Genomic DNA, 20876 nt, shown 5'->3' on the forward strand with positions numbered 1-20876 from the left:
CGGTCATCGCGCCACCTCGGTCATCGCGCCACCTCGGTCATTGTGCCTGCCCGGTCATCGTGCGCCACACCATCGGGCCCGCCGAACAGCGCCCAGAGCGACGGTAGGAGAAGCACAGCCGCCAAGGGGTAACTGAAGTCCTCCAACGGAGCGAGGCCGATCGAGAGACCGGTGGTGTGCGCCGGGTCGTAGCCGAACAGGCCGACCGCGATCATCAGATTGTCGAACACCGCCGTCAATGCGAGCACGGCGACCAGGGTGACGCCCAGCGCCGGCAGCGACCGCCGGGTCAACCGCCGAGTGCCGAAGGCGATGGCTGCGACGCCGACCGCGACGGCCAGGAACACGACGTTCAGCAGAAGATAAGTCATAAGCGCCTCCCGCGCTGGCGCAGAAGCGAAACTCCGCCGATGAGGTTCATCGTGAGGTAGCAGAGGAAGCAGAGAAAGAAGATCTCCTCAAGCGGCAGCTCCGGGGCGAGAAGCACGCCGGTCAGCACCGACGTCTCACCGCGGTGAAAGATGCCGAGGCTGATGCCGGCGAGATCCCAGGCCAGAAAGAACGCGAGGCCGATGCCGAGCACTGCGGCAGCGCGGCCAGGGCGCTTCCAGAAGAAGAGCCGAAAGCGCCAGTCGAGCACCACCATTCCGCCGAGCGAAACGAGCAGCGTGAGCAGGTAGAGGATGCTCATCGTGGCTCCGGGAGCGGCCCTGGGCTGGTGTCGGAGTTCATGCGCTTCAGCAGAATCTCAGCGCTGATCAGGCACATCGGCAGTCCGATGCCGGGAATGGTGCTGCCTCCCGCGTAGTAGAGGCCGTCGACACGGGCCGATTTGTTCGACCCGCGAAAGAAAGCGCTCTGCCGCAGCGTGTGCGCCGGCCCCAACGCACCGCCCTTCCACGAATTCAAGGTTGCGGCGAAATCGGCGGGCCCGATCGTGCGGCGCACAACAATGCGCTCGGCAAGGTCGGGAATTCCGGCCCACTCTGACAGCTGTTCGATGGCCCGGTCGGCGATCGCCTCGATCGTGGGGGAGCCGGAGCCGTCGATTCCGCCGTGCCCCAGCGTCGGATCGGCCGGAATGGGAACCAAGAGAAAGAGGTTCGAGTCGCCGTCTGGCGCGACGGCCGCGTCGGTCACGCTCGGCATGCAGGCGTAGAACGATGCGGGTGACGGGACGGAAGGACGTCTGCCGAAGATGCGCCCGAAGTTCTCCTTCCAGTCAGAGGTGAAGAACAGGGTGTGATGCAACAGCTGCGGCAATTCGCCGCGCACCCCCAGCATCACCAAGACCGCGCCAGGGCCGGAGACTCGACGGCGCCACCAGCGCTCTGGATAGGTGCGGTGACCGACCGGCACGAGTTCTGTTTCGGTGTGGTGCAGGTCGGCGCAGGAGACGACGTTGTCGGCGGCGAGCCGCACGACATGGCCAGTGTCGTCGAGATAGCTGACCCCGGTGGTCACCGCCGCCCGCTGCGCGAAGCTGCGCGTCAGGATGGCGGTCACCCGGGCATCCGTGATGATCTCGACACCCTCGGCCCTGGCGAGCCCTGCGATGCTGTCGATGATTGTTGCGAAGCCGCCCTGCGGATAGAGAACTCCGTCGGCCAGGTCGAGATGGCTCATCAGGTGGTACAGGGCAGGCGTTCGGTCGGGGGAGGAGCCGAGGAAAACCGCGGGATAGCCGAGGATCTGGCGCAGGCGCGGATCGTTGACATATCCGGCGATGAAACGGTCAAGCGGCTGCAGGAGCAGTCGGCCGAGCCGGCCCAATCGGCGCAGAATCTCACGGGAAGCGAACTGTCCCATCGATTCGAAACTCGAGTAGAGAAACCGGTCAACAGCAACCCGGTAGGTGTCTTCCGCCGAATCCAAGTAGCGGTCAAGCGCCTTCCCCGCACCGGGCTCGATGCGCTCGAACAGCGCGGTGTTGCTCGCCCGGTCGGCCGCGATGTCGACCGGGTCGACGTCTGACTCGAAGTGAACCCGGTAGCCGGGGTCGAGGCGGGTCAGATGGAGTTGTGCAGCGGCGTTGGTGCCGAGCAGCTTGTAGAAATGGTCGAAGACCTCAGGCATGAGATACCAGGATGGCCCGGTGTCGAACCGAAAACCGTCGGACTCCCACACTCCCGCACGCCCGCCGAGCGTGCTCTGCGCCTCAAGGAGAGTGACGTCGTGGCCTTCCTTGGCGAGTAGTGCGGCACTGGCGAGCCCGGCGATGCCACCGCCGATCACAATGGTGCGCTGTCGGGCCGGTGCCGGTGCTGCTGCCGGTGATGGTGCCCCGGTCATCGGGTTCGCGCCCCGCGGCCGAGGAGCACACCGGCGGCGAGCAGCAGCTTCTCTCCGTCTGGCACTCGCACCCGCGTCGTGCAGAGCGCGGTGCAGGGAGTGTTGCGGAGTTTCTGGGCCAGACGCGCGAACAGGTCGTGGGCGGCGCGCACCGCACCGCGGCATCCGACCGGAAGCAGCGGCAGCGCCAACGACGCTGCGGCGAGGTCGGCATCGATGTCGGCGAGAATTCGGGCCTTGTCGGCCTCTGTCATCGCCGTCGGGTCGATGCCCGGAAAGTAGCTGCGCCCGAGCGTCTCGTAGTCGTCGGCCAGGTCGCGCAGAAAATTGATCTTCTGAAACGCGGCGCCCAAGCGGCGTGCTCCCGTGTCGAGGTACGTCATCTCCACGTCGCTCGGACTGATCCCCTGCAGAAAAGATCGCAGGCACATCAAGCCGATGACCTCGGCCGAACCGTAGATGTAGGCCGCGAGGGTGTCATCGGTGAACGGAATGGTGTCGAGGTCTCGGCGCATCGAGGCGAAGAACGGCGCGACCAGGCTCGCATCGATGCCGGTTTCCCGCGCGGTCAAGGCAAACGAATGAACCACAAGGTTTGTGCTGTACCCGCGCCCGATCGCTGCGATCGTTTCGGTCTCCAGATCGTCGAGCAGCTCCCGCTGCGCCTCGATGCCGAGCCCGGCGCCGGCTGCGGCACCGTCGACGAGTTCGTCGGCGATCCGCACGAGGGCGTAGATGGCGCGAACCTGGCCGCGCATCCTCGGTTCGAGCAGTCGGGCGGCGAGCCCGAACGACGTCGAGTATTCGCCGATGATCACGGCTGAGCTGGCCTGTGCCGCGGCGTTGTAGGTCGTGAGGTCCGTCGTCTGCTGCTGGCGGGCATCCGGTTGAGTGATTGTGCGTTGCTTGGTCATCGTTGTCGATCCGCTGCTGTCTCGGTCAGGCCGATCAAGGTCTCGCGCAGGGCCTGGGGTACGTCGGGGGAGTCGAGCACGTCGATGGCGCGTCGAATGTGGTCGTAGGCGAGCTCGTCGACGGCCTGCACTGCCCCGCAGGCCCGCAGGTGTGCGCGCACCAGTTCGGCCTCTTCGTTTGTCGTCGTTCCGGTGCCGATGAACGGGGCGATTGCCGGCCACGCATCGGTCGTGCGTGCGCAGGCGATCAGCGCGGTGAATTTGCCCTCGCGCAGGTCAGAGAGTGCGCTCTTGCCGGTGACAGCCGGATCGCCGAACACCCCGAGTACGTCATCGGCGAGTTGAAATGCCACTCCGACGAGACGACCGAATCGACCCAGCACGTCGAGTGCGCTGGCCGACGCTCCGGCGAGAATCGCCCCGGCCTGAAGCGGCGCCTCAAACGAATAGAGGGCGGTCTTGCGTTCGAGGGTGGTGAGCACCTCGCTCAGCGTGACCGGGGCATGCAGAGCGGTGTTCGTGACATCCGCCAGCTCGCCGGCGGCGGTGACGAACACCGCCCGATCGAGCAGGTCGAGCAGCCGGCCACGGATGTGCGGTGCGGTCGGCAGCGTCGCAATCGCCCTGTGGGCCTCGCTGAGCGCCAGGTCGCCGGCCAGAATGCCTGCGGTGGTCGCCCACACCCCCGCCTGATCGGCGCTGGCCCCGTGGCGGATGGCGCGCAGGGTGAACTCCCCGGCGACATTGGGGGACCCGCGCCGGGTGAGATCTCGGTCGATCACGTCGTCATGAATGATGAATGCCGTGTGCAGCAGCTCGAAGCTCACGGCCACCGGCAGGGCCAGCGGGAGATCGGTCCCGCCGAATCCGGCGTAGGCCGCGAGAACGAGGGCCGGGCGGCCGCGTTTGCCGCCACTCGATGCCTGGGCAAGCGCTTCCCAGAGCGCAACGTAATGTTCGCCGTAGTCGCTGGCTCGCAGCCGGGCGGCGGCGAGGTAGCGCTCGAGTTCGGTGTCGACGCCGGCGGCGATGAGATCAGGCATCGTGAGCTCCCAGCTCGCGCAGCTGCAGAACCATCCACGGGCTGAATGCCCACGGGGCATCCCGTGCGGCCCGGTGCAGCGCGCTTGTATCGGTCCAGGCGAACTCCATCACTTCGTCGGGGTTCACACGGGGTTCAGCGGTGGTCGTGGCGCGGTAGACCGGGCACAGCTCGTTCTCGACGATGCCGCTGGCGTCGGTGGCGCGGTAGCGAAACTGCGGGGCCACCACCTTCAGCTGGTCAAGGTCGAGCCCGAGTTCGAGCTGTGCGCGGCGTCTGACAGCATCGTCGGGATCTTCTCCCGGGAGCGGATGTCCGCAGAACGAATTGGTCCAGACGCCCGGCCAGGTGGTCTTCGCCAGGGAGCGACGAGTGATCAACACCTGACCGTGCGAGTTGAAGACGTAGCAGGAGAAGGCCAGATGCAGTGGGGTGTCGAGTGTGTGCACGGTGTTCTTCTGGGCGGTGCCGATCTGACGGCCCGCATCGTCGACAAGAATCACACTGTCATGCTGCAGAGTGCTGAGACTCATTGCGCTCGCCTCCTCCTTCTCTCGGAACATAGTCCTAAATCTAGCTAACCAGGTTAGCTAAATCAACGTTAGCATGGTGGAATGACGCAACGGGAGACTCCACACGCATCGGGGTCGTATTGGTTTGAGGACGACGCCGATGACGTGTCGCGGGCCATTCTCGTGCTGCAATCACTGCGCCGATTCAAAGCGGCCGACACCGCCATGCGGCACCACACGCAGTCGGAGATGGACATGAACGAGACCGATCTCTTGGCCCTCCGCTATCTGATCGCCGCCGAAAGCAGGGGCGACGATGTCGGCCCGAAAGAACTTGCGGTTGCGCTCGAAATCTCAACTGCCGCCACGGCGAAGGTGCTTGCTCGACTTGTGAAATCCGGGCACATCAGACGTGAAACGCATCCGACCGACCGTCGTTCCCAGCTTCTCTACGCCACTCCAGATGCCCAAAGTGAGGTGCGCAAAACCCTCGGTGCCATGCACGAACGGATGCTCAGCGTCGCCCAGGACTTTTCGGCCGGCGAGCAGCAAGCCATCATTCGGTTTCTCGACAACATGAGTTCGTCCGTGCACTCGCCCGACCAGGATTCGAAGGCCACGCGGCGACCGGTGCTCAGCCGGCACCGGATCGCGTCGGAGCAGTGAGCATGACAGCAAGGGTGATCAGGACGGCAATGGCAATCAGGACGGCAATGGCAATCTGGACAGCGACGGTGAGTATGACAGTGACGATGAGCATGACTGCGAGAGTGACCGGGACAGCGGTGAGCGGCGGTGAATTGCGATGAGACTCTGGTCGGTGCACCCGCAGTACTTCGACCGGCAGGCCTTGACCGCCGCGTGGCGGGAGGCGCTGCTGGCGCAGGCGGTGCTGATCGCGCCGGGGCGCGGCTACAGTAATCATCCGCAGCTCGAACGCTTTCGCGAGCAGCCGGCGCCGATCGATGCGATTGCCGATTTTCTGAACGGAATCGTGGATGAGGCCGATGCAAGGGGCTATCACTTCGCGCGCGAGAAGATCACGGGAACGGTGACTGTTCGCCTGCCCGGCGGCCAGGCCGACACCGCGCCCGGCACCGCGGCGCTCGCCGTCACCACCGGTCAGTTGCAGTACGAATGGGCCCACCTCCGGGCGAAACTCGAGCGGCGCAGTCCCGACGTGGCAGAACGCTGGGCCGCGCTCGACACCCCGCAGCCGCATCCGTTGTTCAGAGTCGTCGACGGCCCGATCGCGTCGTGGGAGCGCATCGCGCAGTAGGCCGCGCCCGGTGGCACGAATCAGCGCTCGGTCGGCGGCAAGAAACCCTGGCGTGGGGCGGCAGCAACCGGCAGAATGACCTGCAACGAAAAGGGGCACCATGGCGAAGCAGGAGAAGCAGGAGAAGCAGGGCGAGACGTTCTGGACAGACGATCCAGCCGCCGCGTTGAGTGTCGGGCCGGGCTTCGTGCTCGCTGCCCACCCCACCGATGCAGCGCCCGGCTTCGACGGCGACAAGAAGGCGGCAGCGTCAGCGCTCGCCGAGGGGGCGACCTTGCTCTCCGCGCTGCAAGAGAAGTTCTTCGCCAACAGCCGTTCGGGGGACACCCGAAAGATCTTGCTGGTGCTGCAAGCCATGGACACCGCGGGCAAGGGCGGCATCGTGCGCCACGTCGTCGGAGCCGTCGACCCGCAGGGCATCGACCATGTCGCGTTCAAAGCGCCGACGAAAGAAGAGCTCAGCCACGACTTTCTCTGGCGCATCCGCAAGCGGGTGCCAGGGGCCGGCATGATCGGGGTATTCGACCGGTCGCACTACGAAGACGTTCTCATCGGTCGGGTGCGCCAGCTCGCGCCGCCCGCCGAGATCGACGAGCGCTACGAGCAGATCAACCAGTTCGAGCAGCAACTCGTCGATGACGACACGACCGTGATCAAGGTGATGCTGCACCTCGGCTTCGATGAGCAGAAAGCCCGCCTGGCCGAGCGGCTGGACCGGCCAGACAAGCACTGGAAATACAACCCGGGCGACGTCGACGAACGGATGCTGTGGCCCGCCTACCAGGAGGCCTATCAAGTGGTGTTCGAGCGCACGCAGACCGACGCCGCACCGTGGTACGTGATCCCTGCCGACAAGAAGTGGTACGCGCGCCTGGCCGTGCAACACCTGCTCATCGATGCATTGACCCGGATGAACGTGGACTGGCCGCCGGCGACCTACGACGTGGAGGTCGAGAAGGCGCGACTCGCGGCATCCTGAGCTGAGCTCGCCGGCTGAGGGCCTGTCGGAGCTCCCTGACCCGCGGTCGCCCTGACTCCCACCGGTAGGCTGCAACAATGTCGTACCCCGCTCAGTCCGAGTTCACTCAGCCTCAGTTCGAACAGCGGCCGGAGTCTCCTGCGCCGCAGTCGCCGGTGGGCGGACTGGCCATTGCTGCACTCATTGTCGGCGGCAGCGCCTTCGTGCTGGGCTGGATGATCGGAGTCGGCTTTGTGCTCGGACTTGCCGGAATCGTGCTCGGCATCCTGGCCCTGCGCACAACATCCGGTCGCGTTTTCGGGGTGATCGGACTCGTTTTGTCGGCCATCGCAACGCTGACGAACATTGTGGCGATGTTCGTGTTTGCCGTGTTCCTCGGTGGCTCGCTGTCACTCTTCGCCGACGGGGTCAGCGCCGAGTTCGGCGACGCGCAGAGTGCACTCACGTTCGCGCCGGTGAGCACGCCCTGCTACGGCTTCGACGGCCCAGCCCACTACGTGAACAACCTGCCAGAAGCAGATGTTGCGGCCTGCGCCAGCCGTCTCGAGCTCTGGGGTGAGGTCACCCCGGACGGCGAGGTCTTGAGTACCGGCGTCGGCGCCATTTTCGGCACCGTCGGGGTCGAGCCCATTCGGGTGCAAACCTCGGACGCGATGACGCCGGCCGACACGGTTGACGAGATGGTGCAAGCGCTGAGCCTCGACTACCTGCCCGCGATGGGCACCGTCGAGTCGCTGCTCGAGCCGATCACGCTCGATGGAGTCGCCGCGAACCTCACCCGGATCGACAGCGACGCCGAGTTCACCGAGCTGAAAGCCGTGATCACGGCGCGGGCACCGGCTGCCTACCAAACCGCCAACGGCCCCGTGCAGTACTTCGTGATCTCCGTCGTTCTCCCCGACGAGGTCGGTCAGACCGACGCCGATGAGGAGCGGATTCTGTCTGAGCTGATCTCAACCTGGACCTGGCAGTAGCCGTTCGCTTCCCCCATTCGACGGAGAATGCGGCGCTTTTGGGCGTTTTGGGCCGCTCAGCGCGCCTGGGAGCGAAAATCTCCGTCGAATGGGTGACGAGCGGATGGGCGGCGCGCGGGGGGATAGCGCGGATGGCCCGGCGTGCAGACGAGGCGAAGGCGGCCTAGCCGAACGCGGTCTAGCCGAACGCCTCGACGACCGGACGGAATTTCATGCGGGTCTCGGCCAGCTCGCGCTCAGGCTCTGAGTCCAGCACGATGCCGCAACCGGCATAGGCGGTAACATCGCCGCTGGGGCTGACCTGCGCGCAGCGCAGCGCGATGGCCCACTCGCCGTCGCCGTCTGCGCCCACCCAGCCGACCGGGCCGGCGTAGCGCCCGCGGTCGAATGGCTCCACCTCGCGAATCAGCGCGAGCGCCTTGTCGGTCGGGGTTCCGGCCACGGCGGCGGTCGGATGCAGAGCCGCGATCAGATCGAGGGAGGTTGATCCGTCGCTGAGCGTGCCCTCGACATCCGTCGCCAGGTGCCACAGGTTCGGCAGCTTGAGGGTGAACGGAATCTCGCTCGTGGTGATGTGGGAGGTGTGCGGTCGCAGCGAGGCGAGCACGCTCTGCACGGCGAACTCGTGCTCGTCACCGTCTTTGGGCGAGGTGGCCAGGGCGAGTGCGGCGGCCGTATCGGCGGCGGCGTCGGTGCCGCGCGACATCGTTCCGGCCAACACGCGGGCGTTGACCTCGCCGTGGTCGGCGCGAATCAGGGTTTCGGGGCTAGAGCCGACGAGACCGTCGACGGCATAGGTCCAGCAGTCCGGGTAGCCGAGGGCGAGCTCAGAGATCGAGCGGCGCACATCGGATTCGGCGGGCAGGTGCCCGACCAGATCGCGCGCGAGCACCACCTTGCTCAGGTCGTGAGCGGCAATGCGGCGGATGCCCTCGGCCACCGCCTCGCGGTAGCCATCGGGAGTGAGCGCGCCAGGCAACAGCGACAATCGGTACTCCGGGCCGAGCGGATGCAGCTCCAACGGAATCTCGGGAGGCGTCTCGCCGGTCGCCCAAATGCGGGTGACCCAGCACACGCCGTCTTCGCGTCCGACGATCACCGACGGCACGATCAGCACGCTCTTCTCGGCCGACGAGTCATCGAAGGCGAAGGCTCCGAACGCGAGCAGGCCGGTTCCGGTGCGGTTCAGCGGGTCAGTCACGGTCGCCGCGGCGACGACATCGCGCCAGGCGACGGCCGCATCGGTCATGCGCGTGGCCCCTGAGAACTCGAGGCGCAGCGCGGTGCCGATGCCGGCCAAGCCCTGGGCCCGCCGCATCCAGAGCAACGGCTCGTGCTGGTCAAGCAGAAGAATGAGTTGGCTGATATCGGAGATGGGGGTGGTTTCGACCGTCAGCGCCTGCAGATTCACCTGTTCAGCCTACGCCTGCGGCCACCGCACCCTCGTGCTGCCAGTCTCGCGCGGCCCAATTAGACTGGGGGAGTGAACAGAGCAGACCTGGGCAAGCAACCGGCAGAAGTCGCCGCCATGTTCGATGAGGTCTCCACCCACTACGACCGCACGAACGCGGTGCTGTCGATGGGAAATGCGGCTCTCTGGCGCATCTCGACGACGAAGGCCGTTGCGCCGCGCGCGGGCGAACGCATCCTCGATATCGCGGCAGGAACCGGCACCTCGAGTGCCGCGCTGGCGAAATCGGGTGCGCACATCGTTGCCGCCGACTTTTCGGAGGGCATGATCAGGGTCGGCCGTGAGCGTCACGCCGGCAACCCGAACATCGAGTTCGTGCAGGCGGATGCGACGGCTTTGCCGTTCAAGGACGCCGAGTTCGACGCCGTCACGATTTCGTTCGGCTTGCGCAACGTCGTCGAACCGAAGAAGGCTCTCGCCGAGTTCTACCGGGTGACCAAACCCGGCGGTCGCGTCGTGATCTGCGAGTTCTCGACGCCGCCGGTGAAACCGATCCGCGTCGGCTACTTCGCCTACCTTGAGCACGTCATGCCGAGAATCGTGAAGCTGGCCTCCTCGAACGCCGAGGCCTATGACTACCTCGGCGAGTCGATCGCAGCCTGGCCGAACCAGCCCACGTTGAGCTCCTGGTTGCGTGAAGCCGGCTACAGCAACGTCGCCTACCGCAATCTGACGCTCGGCATCGTGGCACTGCACCGTGGTGGCATCAAACCGGCGGATTCTCAGAGCACGTCCCCGGCATCCTGACCCTTTTCAGACCCAATCGTTAGGCAGACAGTGAAACCGAGCGCCCCCGTCGTCCGTCGTAGCTCCTCGGTGGCTTCGCAATTGGGTTTGAGCGACCGCATCTTCTCGAGCAAGGCCGACCGCGGTCTGGCAGCAGCCATCGACACCGGGCTCGACCAGGTTGAAGCGAGCCTGCTCGCCGAGGTGGTCTTCGCCGATGAGATCGCCAACGTCACCAGCCGTTACCTGCTCAACGCCGGCGGCAAGCGCGTGCGCCCGATGCTGGCCCTGCTCACCGCCCACCTCGGCAGCGGCACGGTGCCCGACGTTGTGACGGCCGCCGCCGCCATCGAGGTCACCCACCTGGCCTCGCTCTATCACGATGACGTGATGGATGACGCAGACAAGCGTCGCGGTGTGCCGAGCGCACAGACGGTCTGGGGCAACTCGGTCGCGATTCTCACCGGAGATCTGCTCTTCGCCCGGGCGAGCCAGCTGATGGCCCGTCTCGGGGAACGCGCCATCCGCTTGCAGGCCGACACCTTCGAGCGTCTCGTGATGGGTCAACTGCACGAAACCGTCGGACCCCGCGCGGGCGAAGACCCGGTGGCGCACTACATTCAGGTGCTCTCCGACAAGACGGGTTCGTTGATCGCCGCGGCAGCGCAGGCCGGAATCGTGTTCTCGGATGCGCCAGACGAGTTCGAAGAGCCGCTTGTCACATTCGGAGAGAAAATCGGCGTGGCATTCCAGCTCATCGACGACGTCATTGATCTGTCGCCGCAGCCGGAAGAGACCGGCAAGGTTCCCGGCACCGACCTGCGGGCCGGCGTCTCGACGTTGCCGCTGCTGCGCCTGCGCGAGCGCCAGGGCACCGATGCGTCGGCCGCCGAGCTTCTCGAGCGTCTCGAACGCGACGTGATGACCCCGTCGACCACCGCCCCCGGTGAGCCGACCCCGGTCGCCGATGCGGCCATCGCGGCGCTCCGCGACCACGACGTCACCCACCAGACCCTCGAAGAAGCGCACCAGTGGGCGCGCGAAGCTGTCGAGGCGCTCGAACCGCTGCCGCGCGGTTCGGTCAAGAAAGCACTCACCAAGTTCGCCGAGACAATCGTCGAGCGTTCAAGCTGACCCCGGCAGGACACGATGACTTCTGAAGAAATCGACCCGGTGATCGACCCCGTGGTCGACCCCGTAGGAAAGGTTCCCATGACCAAGTTGCGATTGGCCATTGTCGGAGCAGGCCCCGCCGGCATCTACGCCGCTGACATTCTGCTCAAGGCGGAACGAAACTTCGACGTCTCGATCGACCTGTTCGACCACCTTCCTGCTCCCTACGGCCTGGTGCGCTACGGCGTTGCGCCAGACCACCCGCGCATCAAAGGCATCATCAACGCACTGCGTGACGTGCTCGACCGCGGCGACATCCGTCTGTTCGGCAATGTGCACTACGGCACAGACATCGTGCTCGACGACCTCAAGAAGCACTACAACGCGGTGATCTTCGCTACCGGAGCGGTGCGCGACGCCGACCTGAACATCCCCGGAATCGAGCTTCAGGGTTCCTACGGCGCCGCCGAGTTCGTCAGCTGGTTCGATGGACACCCCGACTTTCCGCGCACGTGGCCGCTCGACGCGAAAGAGGTCGCGGTGGTCGGCAACGGCAATGTCGCGCTGGATGTCGCGCGCATTCTGGCCAAGCACGCCGACGACCTCCTGACCACTGAGATCCCGGCCAACGTCTACGAGGGACTCACGGCGTCCCCGGTCACCGACGTGCACATCTTCGGTCGCCGCGGCCCGACTTCTGTGAAGTTCACCCCGCTGGAACTGCGCGAGCTCGGCGAGCTGCGCGACGTCGACATGATCGTCTACGACGAGGACTTCGACTACGACGACGCGGCCCGCACCGCGGTGTCGAGCAACAAGCAGGTGTTCGTGATGGACAAGGTGCTGAACCAGTGGCGCCAGCGGGAGACCGGCCAGGCGAGCCGTCGACTTCACCTGCACTTCTTCTCCAAGCCCATCGAGATCGTCGATGACGGCACTGGGCGCGTGGGCGCCATCCGTTTCGAGCGCACGGCGCCAGACGGTGAAGGCGGAGTCATCGGAACCGGCGAAATTCGCGAACTGCCGATCCAGGCCGTCTACCGGGCCGTCGGTTACTTCGGCTCGCCGCTCCCGGACATCCCCTTCGACAAGAAGCGTGGCGTCATCCCGAACCGTGAAGGCCAGGTGCTGCGCAAGGGCGACCCGTCGTCTGGTTCGGTCGGCGCCCACGAGCAGATGTACGGCGTCTACGCGACCGGCTGGATCAAGCGCGGGCCGGTGGGCCTGATCGGGCACACGAAGTCCGACGCGATGGAGACCGTGCGACACCTGATCAACGATCTCGGCAATTGGTGGGCCCCTGAGTCTCCGTTGGAGGAGAGCGTGACGGCGATGCTCGACGAACGCGGCATCGCGTACACGAACCTCGACGGCTGGCACAATCTCGACCAGCACGAACTGGCGCTCGGCGAGGCGGAGGGCCGCACGCGCATCAAGGTCGTGCCGCGTGACGAGATGGTGAGCGTCTCCCGCCAGGAGTAGTTCTCTCTGGCGTCGACCCCCGCTTCGATTCTCGCCGAACTGTGACAAATGACCATTTTCGGGCGTGAAAACCGTCATGTGACACAGTTCGGCGACGTCGATGAGGGCGGAGTGGGCGTTCGAGACGGATGTTCGGCGAGACGGATGCTCGGTAACACGGATGCGATAGCCTCGCGAGCATGCACACTCCGGCGAATGAATGGGTTCCCGATGTTCTGGGTGATCGATTCGAACAGCTCACTCTTCCGCTGCGTCCGGATGCCGAGGGCGAGGTTGTCGCCACCCTGGTGCGTCCGGTGTCGCGCTTTCGCCTCGAGCTTGTGCGCCCGGTCGCGGCCGGCGTCGACGTGCTCTACGTGCACGGCTGGTCTGACTACTTCTTTCAGACCGAGCTCGCCGAGTACTGGCAGAATGCCGGAGCGCGCTTTCATGCGCTCGACCTGCGCAAGTACGGCCGCAGCCTGCGCCCCGGCCAGACGCCCGGCTACATCACCGACCTCAACGACTACGACGAAGACATCGAGGCGGCCCTCAGTGCGATCGGGCATGGTCGGCACCACGAGCCCAAACGGCCGCTGATCATGATGGGACATTCGACCGGCGGGCTGATCTTCAGCCTCTGGGTCGACCGCAATCCGGGCCGCGTCGCCGCCGTCGTGCTCAACAGCCCCTGGCTCGAGTTTCAGGCGACAGGGGTCGGTCGGGCCGCCATCCTGCCGATCGTCGAGATCCAGGCCAAGGTCGATCCGCGGGCGCCGCTGCCGAAGGTCGACCTCGGTTTCTACACGCGCAGTGTGTCGTCAACGCTCGACGGCGCCTGGGACTACAACTTCGACTGGCGGCCGCCGCGCGGGTTCACCGCGCATCCCGCCTGGCTGCGCGCGATCCTCGCCGGACACGCGCGCGTCGCATCCGGACTCTCGATCGACGCCCCGGTGTTCACCATGATTTCGGCGCGGTCGATGCTCATTCCGAAGTGGACGCCAGAAATGATGGGCGCGGATGTTGTGCTGCGGGTCGACGACATCGCGGTGCGATCGACGCGGCTCGGCTCGCTCGTCACGATCGCCCGACTCGACGGTGCGTTGCACGACGTGTTTCTGTCGGCGCCTCCGGTGCGCCACGAGGCATATCAGCAGCTGACGCGGTGGCTGCGTAGCTACCTACGCCCCGAGGCCTAGCGCCGGGTTTCGGTGATCGAAGCAGCGGGGTGGGCGCAGTGAAACTCCGCCTCGGGCACACGACGGCCACGCGGAATCCACGCCCTGTTCAGATGGGCAATTCCCTTTCTTCACCTGCGCGCTCGATTGTGTGACTCAGAGCGCTGAACTGGGGCTATGAAGATGCCTGGAATCTTCTGCACTTGCCCGAAGCGCGACTCTGCCGTCGTCAGTCTTTGGAGCCGTCATGCCAGCACAGCCTCGGATCGCCTTCTCCTCGTTTCCTTCAGCGAGCGATCTCCAGTTCGCAGTCTGGAAGCGCGTGAATGCGCGCATCCTGGGGGGCGTGCCGACGAACGCACGGGCGTCGAACTCAGCGGTGCTCACTGAGCCGGTGCCGAGCACTGCCCCGCGCGGCGTGTGGCAGCTGCTCGCGGCAAACAACAGGGAGCTCGGGCGCAGCGCACTGGCCTACTCGAGTTTTCGCGATGCGTTCAGCCACGTCGCCCGGGTGCGTGAGATGGCGACCCAGCTGGCCCTCCGTGTCGAGCGCCATCACGATTTGGGCACCTGGTTCTGGGTGGCCGACTACGTGGATGAGCCAGTGATCACCTCAGCACGGCTGTTCGGTTCTGCCTCAGAGGCCGCGAAAACCGCAACGGGAGCGGTGTTGGCTTTCTCGCAGGCGACGATCGATGACAAGCCTCGATCTCGACCAGGGCGTCGGTGCCCGCCAGAGCCGGCTAGGGAGAACAGTGACTCAGCGCCCTGGTAGTGCCGCTGGGCACGAGGGCGACTCGCCGTCCGGCGCCTCGCTGATCTCCGACCGTTTCTTGCTCGGCGAACTGCTGGGCAGCGGCGGATCGGCTTCGGTCTTCGCCGCGACGGATGTGACAACGGGTGGTGGCGTCGCGCTCAAGGTTCTGCATCCCCGGCTCTCAGACGCCTCGGCAACGCAGCAGGCCTTCTTTCGGCAGGCGCGGGTTGCCTCGGCCATCCGGCATCCGAACGTCGCCGGAGTCGTGGCGCTCGGCACCGACCAGAACCAGTCGCCGCCGGTCGTCTGGATCGCACTCGAACGTGCCGGCGGGGTGAGCCTGGCCGAACGCGTCGAGCAGCGGGGACCGCTCGACAGCGCCGATGCCGTCGCCGTCGCCGAGGGCATGCTGCGCGGTGTCGCAGCGGCACACGCGGTCGGCGTGATTCATCGTGATCTGTCGCCGGGCAACATCATGGTTCCGCTCGAATCGGCAATCGCGTCGGAATCGGTGCGTGTCATCGATTTCGGGTTGGCGGATGCCGCGGGTCGGCCGGTGCTCGGCATCGATGTCGTGCGCACCGCGCAGCCGTCGAGTGCCGAAACGCCACCGCCGGCCGAGCTCGGTGTGCTCGGAACCGTGCACTATCTATCTCCGGAGCAGGCGAGTGGGGCGGCTGTCGATGAGCGCTCAGATCTCTACCAACTCAGTGCTGTGCTTTTCTTCGCCCTGACCGGGCAGCCGCCCTACCCGCGGGAGTCGGCCGAAGCGACCATCCTCGCCCATCTCCACGCGCCCCCGCCCGTTCCCTCCTCGGTGCGCTCCGGCATTTCACGGGAACTGGATCGTCTCGTGGTCAAGGGCATGCTCACAGCGCAGCAGAGTCGCTTCGTCTCCGCCGAGGAGATGCTCGCCGCAGTGCTGAGCATTCCGGGGCAGCGCACGCAGCAGCAGTCGCAGCAGCAGCACGCTCCCTCCGCCGCACGCACTGTCGCAGCGACGCGGGTTCTTCCGAACCCGTCGACCGCTCTCACCAAGGTTCTACGGGCGCAGCCCTCCTCGCGCCGGCGGCCGGGCGCAGTCTCTGCCACATCCGCTGGGCGCCAGCGGCCGCGCCCGCTGCGCGCGGCTTGGCTGGCCGGAATCAGCGTCGCGGTGCTCGCCGTGGTGATCGGCGGATTCATCGCGGCCTCGGGGAGCACTCTCGCCCCCGCCGTCGTCGCGTCGCCGAGTAGCCATCCGAGCGAGCCGGCCGCCCCGCCGAGCAGCGCTCCGCCGCCCGAGACCGTGACCGTGACCGCAGTCGAGATGCCCTCGGTGGTACAGCTTTCTCTCGATGCCGCGCGATCAGCGCTCGCACATGCCGGCCTCACCGTCGGCAGTGTCGGTGTCGAGGATTCCGCCGAACCGGAGGGAACCGTCATCGCCGCCAGCCGGTCGGCGGGGGAGCGGGCAGAGGCCGGCTGGAGCGTCGACCTGGTCGCGGCATCGGGGTGGAATCTGGTGCCTTCGGTGGTTGGCCTCACCGCGGCAGAGGCTTCGGCAGCGCTCGCGGCGGCCGGGTTCGCCGTGACCGTCGTGAACGGGGGCAGCACCTCCGCCGGGGGAGAGAACGTGCTCTCGGCCGACCCAGGAGTCGGAACGCGAGTTCTACTCGGCGGAAGCATCCTGATCACGATGGCACGCTCAGGCGGCGCGACTCCCGTGCCCAGCACGGGCCCCTCGGCTGTGCCGACCCCGACCCCCGTACCGACGTCATCGCCGACAACAGGGCCGTCCACGCCGCCCGAAACGCCGCCGCCCGCCCTGGTCGGCCCGTGACGAACGTGACGAACGTGACGAACGTGACGAACGTGACGAACGTGACGGACAGGGCACGCGGCAGAGCCCGACTCCGTCCCTGCTCCGGCCCGCCGCCGAAATGTCTTCGTTTCAACAGGCATCGTCCACGTCTTCTTCACCGCACCGAACCCAACGGTTCATCTCTGGCATCGATCGTGTGGTGTCGAGTCGTGATTGTGCCATTCAGCGCCGAACGCCGAATGTACAGAAAAGGATCAATGGTGAGGATGTGGGTGGTGTCGAGATGAGCGTCACCGCGCCGGCGACTCCGCCGGTGATCCCACCGGTCGCCGCGCCGGAGGCGGACTCACGGCTGCGGCGCTCCCTGCGTTCCCAGCCGACCGGGCCGGATGCGCTCTTTCGAACTTTCGCCTTCTCCGCCGGGATCACGACGGTGGCGATCATGCTCGCGGTCGGTCTGTTTCTCACGCTCCGCGCGGGAAACGCGCTCGGGACAGCCGGATTCTCATTTCTCACCGAACAGTCGTGGTCACCCGAGACCGGAGTTTTCGGGATCGCAGCGGTTCTCTTCGGAACCGTCACCATCGCCGCTGTCGCACTCTGCGTCTCATTTCCGTTGGCGCTCGGCACCGCGCTCCTGATCTCAGAGATCGTTCCGCCACGGCTCAAATCGGCGCTGACCACCATCGTCGACCTCATGGCCGCGGTGCCCAGCGTGGTCTTCGGCCTGTGGGGCGTCTTTTTTCTGCAGGGAAACATCATTCCCGTCGCCCAGTGGATCTCGACCTACTTCGGCTGGATCCCCTTCTTGCGCGTCGACGGCGCTGAACCAGGCACTCTCCCGGAGGCGAGCGCGTTCACGTCGTCGGCCTTCATCGCCGGGGTCGTCGTGGCGCTCATGGTGGTTCCGACGCAGACCTCGGTCATGCGGGAGGCCTTCTCGCAGGCGCCGCAGGGCGAACGCGAGGGGGCATACGCTCTCGGCTCGACGCGGTGGGGAATGATCCGCTCCGTCGTGCTGCCGTTCGGCCGCGGCGGCATTATCGGCGGCACCATGCTCGGCCTCGGCCGGGCGCTCGGCGAAACGATCGCCGTCTACATGATCATCTCGCCGATCTTCACGATCAACTGGCATCTGTTGAAGACCGGCACGAACTCGGTTTCCTCCTTGATCGCCCTGCGCTACGGCGAGGCCAGCGATTTCGGTCTCTCGGCGCTGATGGCAGCCGGGCTGGTGCTGTTTCTGATGACCCTGATCGTGAACTTCACCGCCTCATCCATCGTCGCCCGATCGCGCTCCGGCGCTGAGAGCGACGGCTGATGTCGACCGACCTCCTGTCCGATCCACGCGCCCCGCAGGTCAGCCCCGAACACGCGGGACACCAGAGCCGGCAGCCGGCAGAGCCACAGGCCGACCCGCACGCGCACGCGGGCGCTACCCACCGCACGGTGATTCCGGATGTCGACGGCATCGTCCCAGCGAAACGTCGCGTGCTGCGCCGGGTCACCCTCGACGACACCTGTGCCATCGTCGGTTCGTTGGCCGCGGCATCCGCGCTCAGCACGCTGCTGTTCGGCTGGTTCGCACCCCTGAGCGGGGCGATCGGCTGGGTGGTCGTGACCTATCTGGCCTTTCTCGCGCTCTACTCGGTGGTGATCAGCCTGACCGGCAGCCGAGAATCGGTGACCGACAAGCTCATCACGGCGCTGCTCTACAGTTCGGGGCTGGCACTCTTCGCCGCTCTGAGCTTCGTGGTCGTCTACACACTCGTGCGCGGGCGGGAAGCGCTCTTCTTTCACCCGAACTTCTTCACCCAGACGATGGAACTGGCCGGCCCGCTCGACCCGCTCGACGTCGGCGGCATTCTGCACGCCATCGTCGGAACACTCATCCAAATCTCGATCGCGCTGGCGATCACCGTGCCGCTCGGCATCGTTACCGCGGTGTTTCTCAATGAGTTTCCCGGCCGGTTCGCGCGCTTTGTGCGCACCGTCTCTGACGCCATGACCGCGCTGCCCTCGATCGTGGCCGGTCTGTTCATCTATGCCGCCGTCATTCTGCTCTTCACCCATCAGCGGTCCGGATTCGCTGCAGCCCTCGCGATCAGCGTGATGATGCTGCCGATCGTGATCAGGGCATCGGATGTTGTCTTGCGGCTGGTCGCTGGCAACCTGCGTGAGGCGTCGTACGCGCTCGGTGCTCCGCGCTGGCGCACCGTCTGGCATGTGGTCTTGCCGACGGCGAGGTCGGGACTCGTCAACGCGGTGATTCTCGGCACCGCGCGTGGCATCGGCGAAACCTCGCCGGTCTTGCTCACCTCCGGTGTCACAGCGGTGCTCTCACTCAACCCGTTCTCCGGGCCGATGATCTCGCTGCCGCTGCAGGTGTTCGAGCTGGTGAAGTCGCCGGAGCCGAACATGATCGCCCGCGGGTTCGGCACCGCCGCGGTACTGATCCTCCTCGTGCTCGTGCTGTTCACGCTGGCTCGGGCGTTCGGCGGCCGCGGTCCCGGCCAGTTGAGCGAGCGTCAGCAGAGGGCTGCCGCCCAGGCCTCCCTGAAAGATGTGCGGCGGTTCCTGGGCCGCGCCGCCGCATCCGTCGATTCACGACCCGCCGCCGCATCCGCCGCATCCGCCGCATCCGCCGCCGCATCTGCTCCAGAGGAGACCCCCCGATGACCGTGACACTCAGATTTCTCCGTGCCTCGGCCGGCGCGGCGGCCGTGCTGTTGACCGCTCTGCTGGCGACGGGCACAGGCGTGACCGCCGCCAACGCAGAGACCTACTACCCGATCGCGGGCACCGGGTCGACCTGGTCGCAGAATGCCCTCGACCAGTGGCGCACGAACGTGGCATCGAACTACAGCATGACCGTGAACTACACCGGTTCTGGTTCGTCGGCCGGCCGCAAGGACTTCATCAACCAGGCTGTCGACTTCGCGGTGAGCGAGATCCCGTTTCAAACGGCTCCAGAAGACAACTCGGCTCCCGAGAAGCCGACCACCGGATATGCCTACATGCCGATTGTGGCCGGCGGCACCTCGTTCATGTACAACCTGCGCATCGGCGGCAAAAAGGTGACGAACCTGCGCCTCGGCGGCGAGACGGTGACGAAAATCTTCACCGGGGCGATCACCAAGTGGAATGACCCACAGATCACGGCCGACAATCCGGGCCTCGCCATGCCGGACAAAGCAATCACGCCGGTGGTGCGCTCGGACGGCTCTGGCTCGACGGCACAATTCACCCTCTGGATGTCGAAGCAGCACCCCGACCTGTGGAACGCGTTCTGCGCATCGGTCGGGCGCGGGACCCCGTGCGGGCTGACCTCGCAGTACCCCGTTTTCGGTGCGGCCAAGGCCCAGAGCGGCTCGCTCGGCGTCGCCGGCTATGTCGGGCAGGACTACGGAGATGGCGCAATCACCTACGTCGAGTACTCGTACGCCCTGAAGTCGGGTTTTCCTGTCGCGAAGGTGTTGAACGCCAGCGGCTACTACGTGGAGCCCACCGCATCGTCGGTGGCTGTCGCACTCATGCAGGCGCAGATCAACACCGACACCAGTGATCCCGCCACCTATCTCACCCAGATTCTCGACGGCGTCTACAACAGCGTCGATAGTCGCACCTATCCGCTGTCGAGCTACTCGTACATGATCGTTCCGACCGCGGTCAACAACACCTTCAGCGAGGCGAAAGGCCCGACGCTCGGCGCGTTCGCCCAGTACATGCTCTGTGAGGGGCAGCAGCAGGCGGGGGCGCTCGGCTATTCGCCGTTGCCGATGAACCTCGTGCTGGCCGGATTTGATCAGATCAAGCGCATTCCCGGTGCCGGCAATGTGAATGTCGACGTGAACAAATGCAACAACCCCACGTTCAAGGCGGGCGATTCCCCGTCGAACAATCAGCTTGCGGCGAGTGCTCCGCAGCCGGCCGAGTGTGACAAGGTCGGGCCGAATCAGTGCACGACGGGCACAGCGGGTGCTCTCGAAGACACCTCGGTGAGCGGCAGCGGCACCGGCGGCAGCGCGACGGGGTCGCCGTCGGCCGGGGCGGGCGGGGCAACCGGCACCGGCGCCGATGGTTCGGCCGGTGCAGGGTCGGCCGGGGCAGGCTCCGGCGCGGGGGCCGCCGTGTACGACGCAACCGGCGCCCTGCTCTCCGGCGGTGTCGGAGGGGGAGCGGTGGCCAAACCATTCGCCCTGGCGAGCACAGGGTGGCAGGCCGAGAACTCGGTCATGCTCTTCGCCGTCGTGCTTCTTCTCGCCGCAGTTCTGCTTCCTCCGTTCCTGTCTCGCCGGCTGAAGCGCGGCCGTGGCAACAGCCAGCCACCAGCCTGACCAGAAGAAAATCCGCTACGCAAGCTTGTCGTGG

At 66.1% G+C, this 20876-nt stretch carries 20 protein-coding genes; 13 read left to right on the forward strand and 7 right to left on the reverse strand.

Annotated features, from left to right (window positions below):
- Positions 1–20: 20 nt before the first annotated feature.
- Genes ABD791_RS13655 through idi form a run of 6 tightly spaced genes read right to left on the reverse strand, consistent with a single transcriptional unit; the run spans position 21 to position 4781 of the window.
- Positions 21–371, reverse strand: coding sequence for a lycopene cyclase domain-containing protein (locus tag ABD791_RS13655; protein WP_345067680.1), 351 nt, complete (start codon positions 369–371; stop codon positions 21–23).
- Positions 368–691: a lycopene cyclase domain-containing protein gene (locus ABD791_RS13660; RefSeq protein WP_345067683.1), complete on the reverse strand. Its 324-nt coding sequence runs from the start codon at positions 689–691 to the stop codon at positions 368–370. Before ABD791_RS13660 ends, ABD791_RS13655 begins: the two co-directional genes overlap by 4 nt.
- Positions 688–2292 (reverse strand): phytoene desaturase family protein, encoded by a 1605-nt coding sequence (gene crtI / locus ABD791_RS13665; protein ID WP_345067686.1) that lies wholly within the window; start codon positions 2290–2292, stop codon positions 688–690. The genes ABD791_RS13660 and crtI overlap by 4 nt, the downstream gene beginning before the upstream one ends.
- The gene (locus tag ABD791_RS13670; RefSeq protein ID WP_345067688.1) at positions 2289–3206 is read right to left on the reverse strand and encodes a phytoene/squalene synthase family protein; all 918 of its coding nucleotides are present in this window, start codon (positions 3204–3206) and stop codon (positions 2289–2291) included. Before ABD791_RS13670 ends, crtI begins: the two co-directional genes overlap by 4 nt.
- Positions 3203–4249 (reverse strand): polyprenyl synthetase family protein, encoded by a 1047-nt coding sequence (locus tag ABD791_RS13675; protein ID WP_345067690.1) that lies wholly within the window; start codon positions 4247–4249, stop codon positions 3203–3205. Before ABD791_RS13675 ends, ABD791_RS13670 begins: the two co-directional genes overlap by 4 nt.
- Positions 4242–4781 carry an isopentenyl-diphosphate Delta-isomerase gene (idi, locus tag ABD791_RS13680; RefSeq protein ID WP_345067693.1) on the reverse strand — a complete coding sequence of 180 codons (540 nt, stop codon included), beginning with the start codon at positions 4779–4781 and terminating at the stop codon, positions 4242–4244. Before idi ends, ABD791_RS13675 begins: the two co-directional genes overlap by 8 nt.
- Before the next feature lie 81 nt (positions 4782–4862).
- Here idi and ABD791_RS13685 point away from each other — a divergent pair, with 81 nt between their 5' ends.
- The 4 genes from ABD791_RS13685 to ABD791_RS13700 all read left to right on the forward strand — a co-directional run bounded on the left by ABD791_RS13685 (position 4863) and on the right by ABD791_RS13700 (position 7992).
- Positions 4863–5426, forward strand: a complete 564-nt coding sequence (locus ABD791_RS13685; protein WP_345067695.1) for a MarR family winged helix-turn-helix transcriptional regulator — start codon at positions 4863–4865, stop codon at positions 5424–5426.
- A gap of 139 nt (positions 5427–5565) precedes the next feature.
- Positions 5566–6039: a pyrimidine dimer DNA glycosylase/endonuclease V gene (locus ABD791_RS13690; RefSeq protein ID WP_345067698.1), complete on the forward strand. Its 474-nt coding sequence runs from the start codon at positions 5566–5568 to the stop codon at positions 6037–6039.
- Between the two features lie 100 nt (positions 6040–6139).
- Positions 6140–7018: a PPK2 family polyphosphate kinase gene (locus tag ABD791_RS13695; RefSeq protein ID WP_345067700.1), complete on the forward strand. Its 879-nt coding sequence runs from the start codon at positions 6140–6142 to the stop codon at positions 7016–7018.
- Positions 7019–7095: 77 nt separating this feature from the next.
- Positions 7096–7992, forward strand: coding sequence for a DUF4190 domain-containing protein (locus ABD791_RS13700; RefSeq protein ID WP_345067702.1), 897 nt, complete (start codon positions 7096–7098; stop codon positions 7990–7992).
- Positions 7993–8170: 178 nt separating this feature from the next.
- On the opposite strand, the gene ABD791_RS13705 is transcribed toward ABD791_RS13700, so the two are convergent.
- Positions 8171–9403: an isochorismate synthase gene (locus ABD791_RS13705; RefSeq protein ID WP_345067704.1), complete on the reverse strand. Its 1233-nt coding sequence runs from the start codon at positions 9401–9403 to the stop codon at positions 8171–8173.
- A gap of 72 nt (positions 9404–9475) precedes the next feature.
- Between ABD791_RS13705 and ABD791_RS13710 the strand changes: the two genes are divergently transcribed.
- From ABD791_RS13710 to pstS, 9 genes are all read left to right on the forward strand, one after another.
- Positions 9476–10210 (forward strand): class I SAM-dependent methyltransferase, encoded by a 735-nt coding sequence (locus ABD791_RS13710; RefSeq protein WP_345067706.1) that lies wholly within the window; start codon positions 9476–9478, stop codon positions 10208–10210.
- 30 nt (positions 10211–10240) lie between these two features.
- On the forward strand, positions 10241–11323 hold the full coding sequence (locus ABD791_RS13715; RefSeq protein ID WP_345067708.1) for a polyprenyl synthetase family protein: 1083 nt from the start codon (positions 10241–10243) through the stop codon (positions 11321–11323).
- 78 nt (positions 11324–11401) lie between these two features.
- Positions 11402–12784 carry an FAD-dependent oxidoreductase gene (locus ABD791_RS13720; RefSeq protein ID WP_345067880.1) on the forward strand — a complete coding sequence of 461 codons (1383 nt, stop codon included), beginning with the start codon at positions 11402–11404 and terminating at the stop codon, positions 12782–12784.
- Between the two features lie 179 nt (positions 12785–12963).
- Positions 12964–13965, forward strand: a complete 1002-nt coding sequence (locus tag ABD791_RS13725; protein WP_345067710.1) for an alpha/beta hydrolase — start codon at positions 12964–12966, stop codon at positions 13963–13965.
- A 226-nt stretch (positions 13966–14191) separates the two neighbouring features.
- The gene (locus ABD791_RS13730; protein ID WP_345067712.1) at positions 14192–14719 is read left to right on the forward strand and encodes a hypothetical protein; all 528 of its coding nucleotides are present in this window, start codon (positions 14192–14194) and stop codon (positions 14717–14719) included.
- Positions 14700–16523, forward strand: coding sequence for a protein kinase domain-containing protein (locus ABD791_RS13735; protein ID WP_345067714.1), 1824 nt, complete (start codon positions 14700–14702; stop codon positions 16521–16523). The genes ABD791_RS13730 and ABD791_RS13735 overlap by 20 nt, the downstream gene beginning before the upstream one ends.
- Before the next feature lie 265 nt (positions 16524–16788).
- A complete protein-coding gene (pstC, locus tag ABD791_RS13740; protein ID WP_345067716.1) occupies positions 16789–17826 on the forward strand; it encodes a phosphate ABC transporter permease subunit PstC in 1038 nt (345 codons plus the stop codon).
- Positions 17826–19184 (forward strand): phosphate ABC transporter permease PstA, encoded by a 1359-nt coding sequence (gene pstA, locus ABD791_RS13745; RefSeq protein WP_345067718.1) that lies wholly within the window; start codon positions 17826–17828, stop codon positions 19182–19184. Before pstC ends, pstA begins: the two co-directional genes overlap by 1 nt.
- Positions 19181–20842 carry a phosphate ABC transporter substrate-binding protein PstS gene (pstS, locus tag ABD791_RS13750; RefSeq protein WP_345067720.1) on the forward strand — a complete coding sequence of 554 codons (1662 nt, stop codon included), beginning with the start codon at positions 19181–19183 and terminating at the stop codon, positions 20840–20842. The genes pstA and pstS overlap by 4 nt, the downstream gene beginning before the upstream one ends.
- The last annotated feature ends 34 nt before the right edge of the window (positions 20843–20876 follow it).

It is taken from the genome of Glaciibacter kafniensis (assembly GCF_039538945.1).
Taxonomy (GTDB): Bacteria; Actinomycetota; Actinomycetes; order Actinomycetales; family Microbacteriaceae; genus Cryobacterium; species Cryobacterium kafniensis.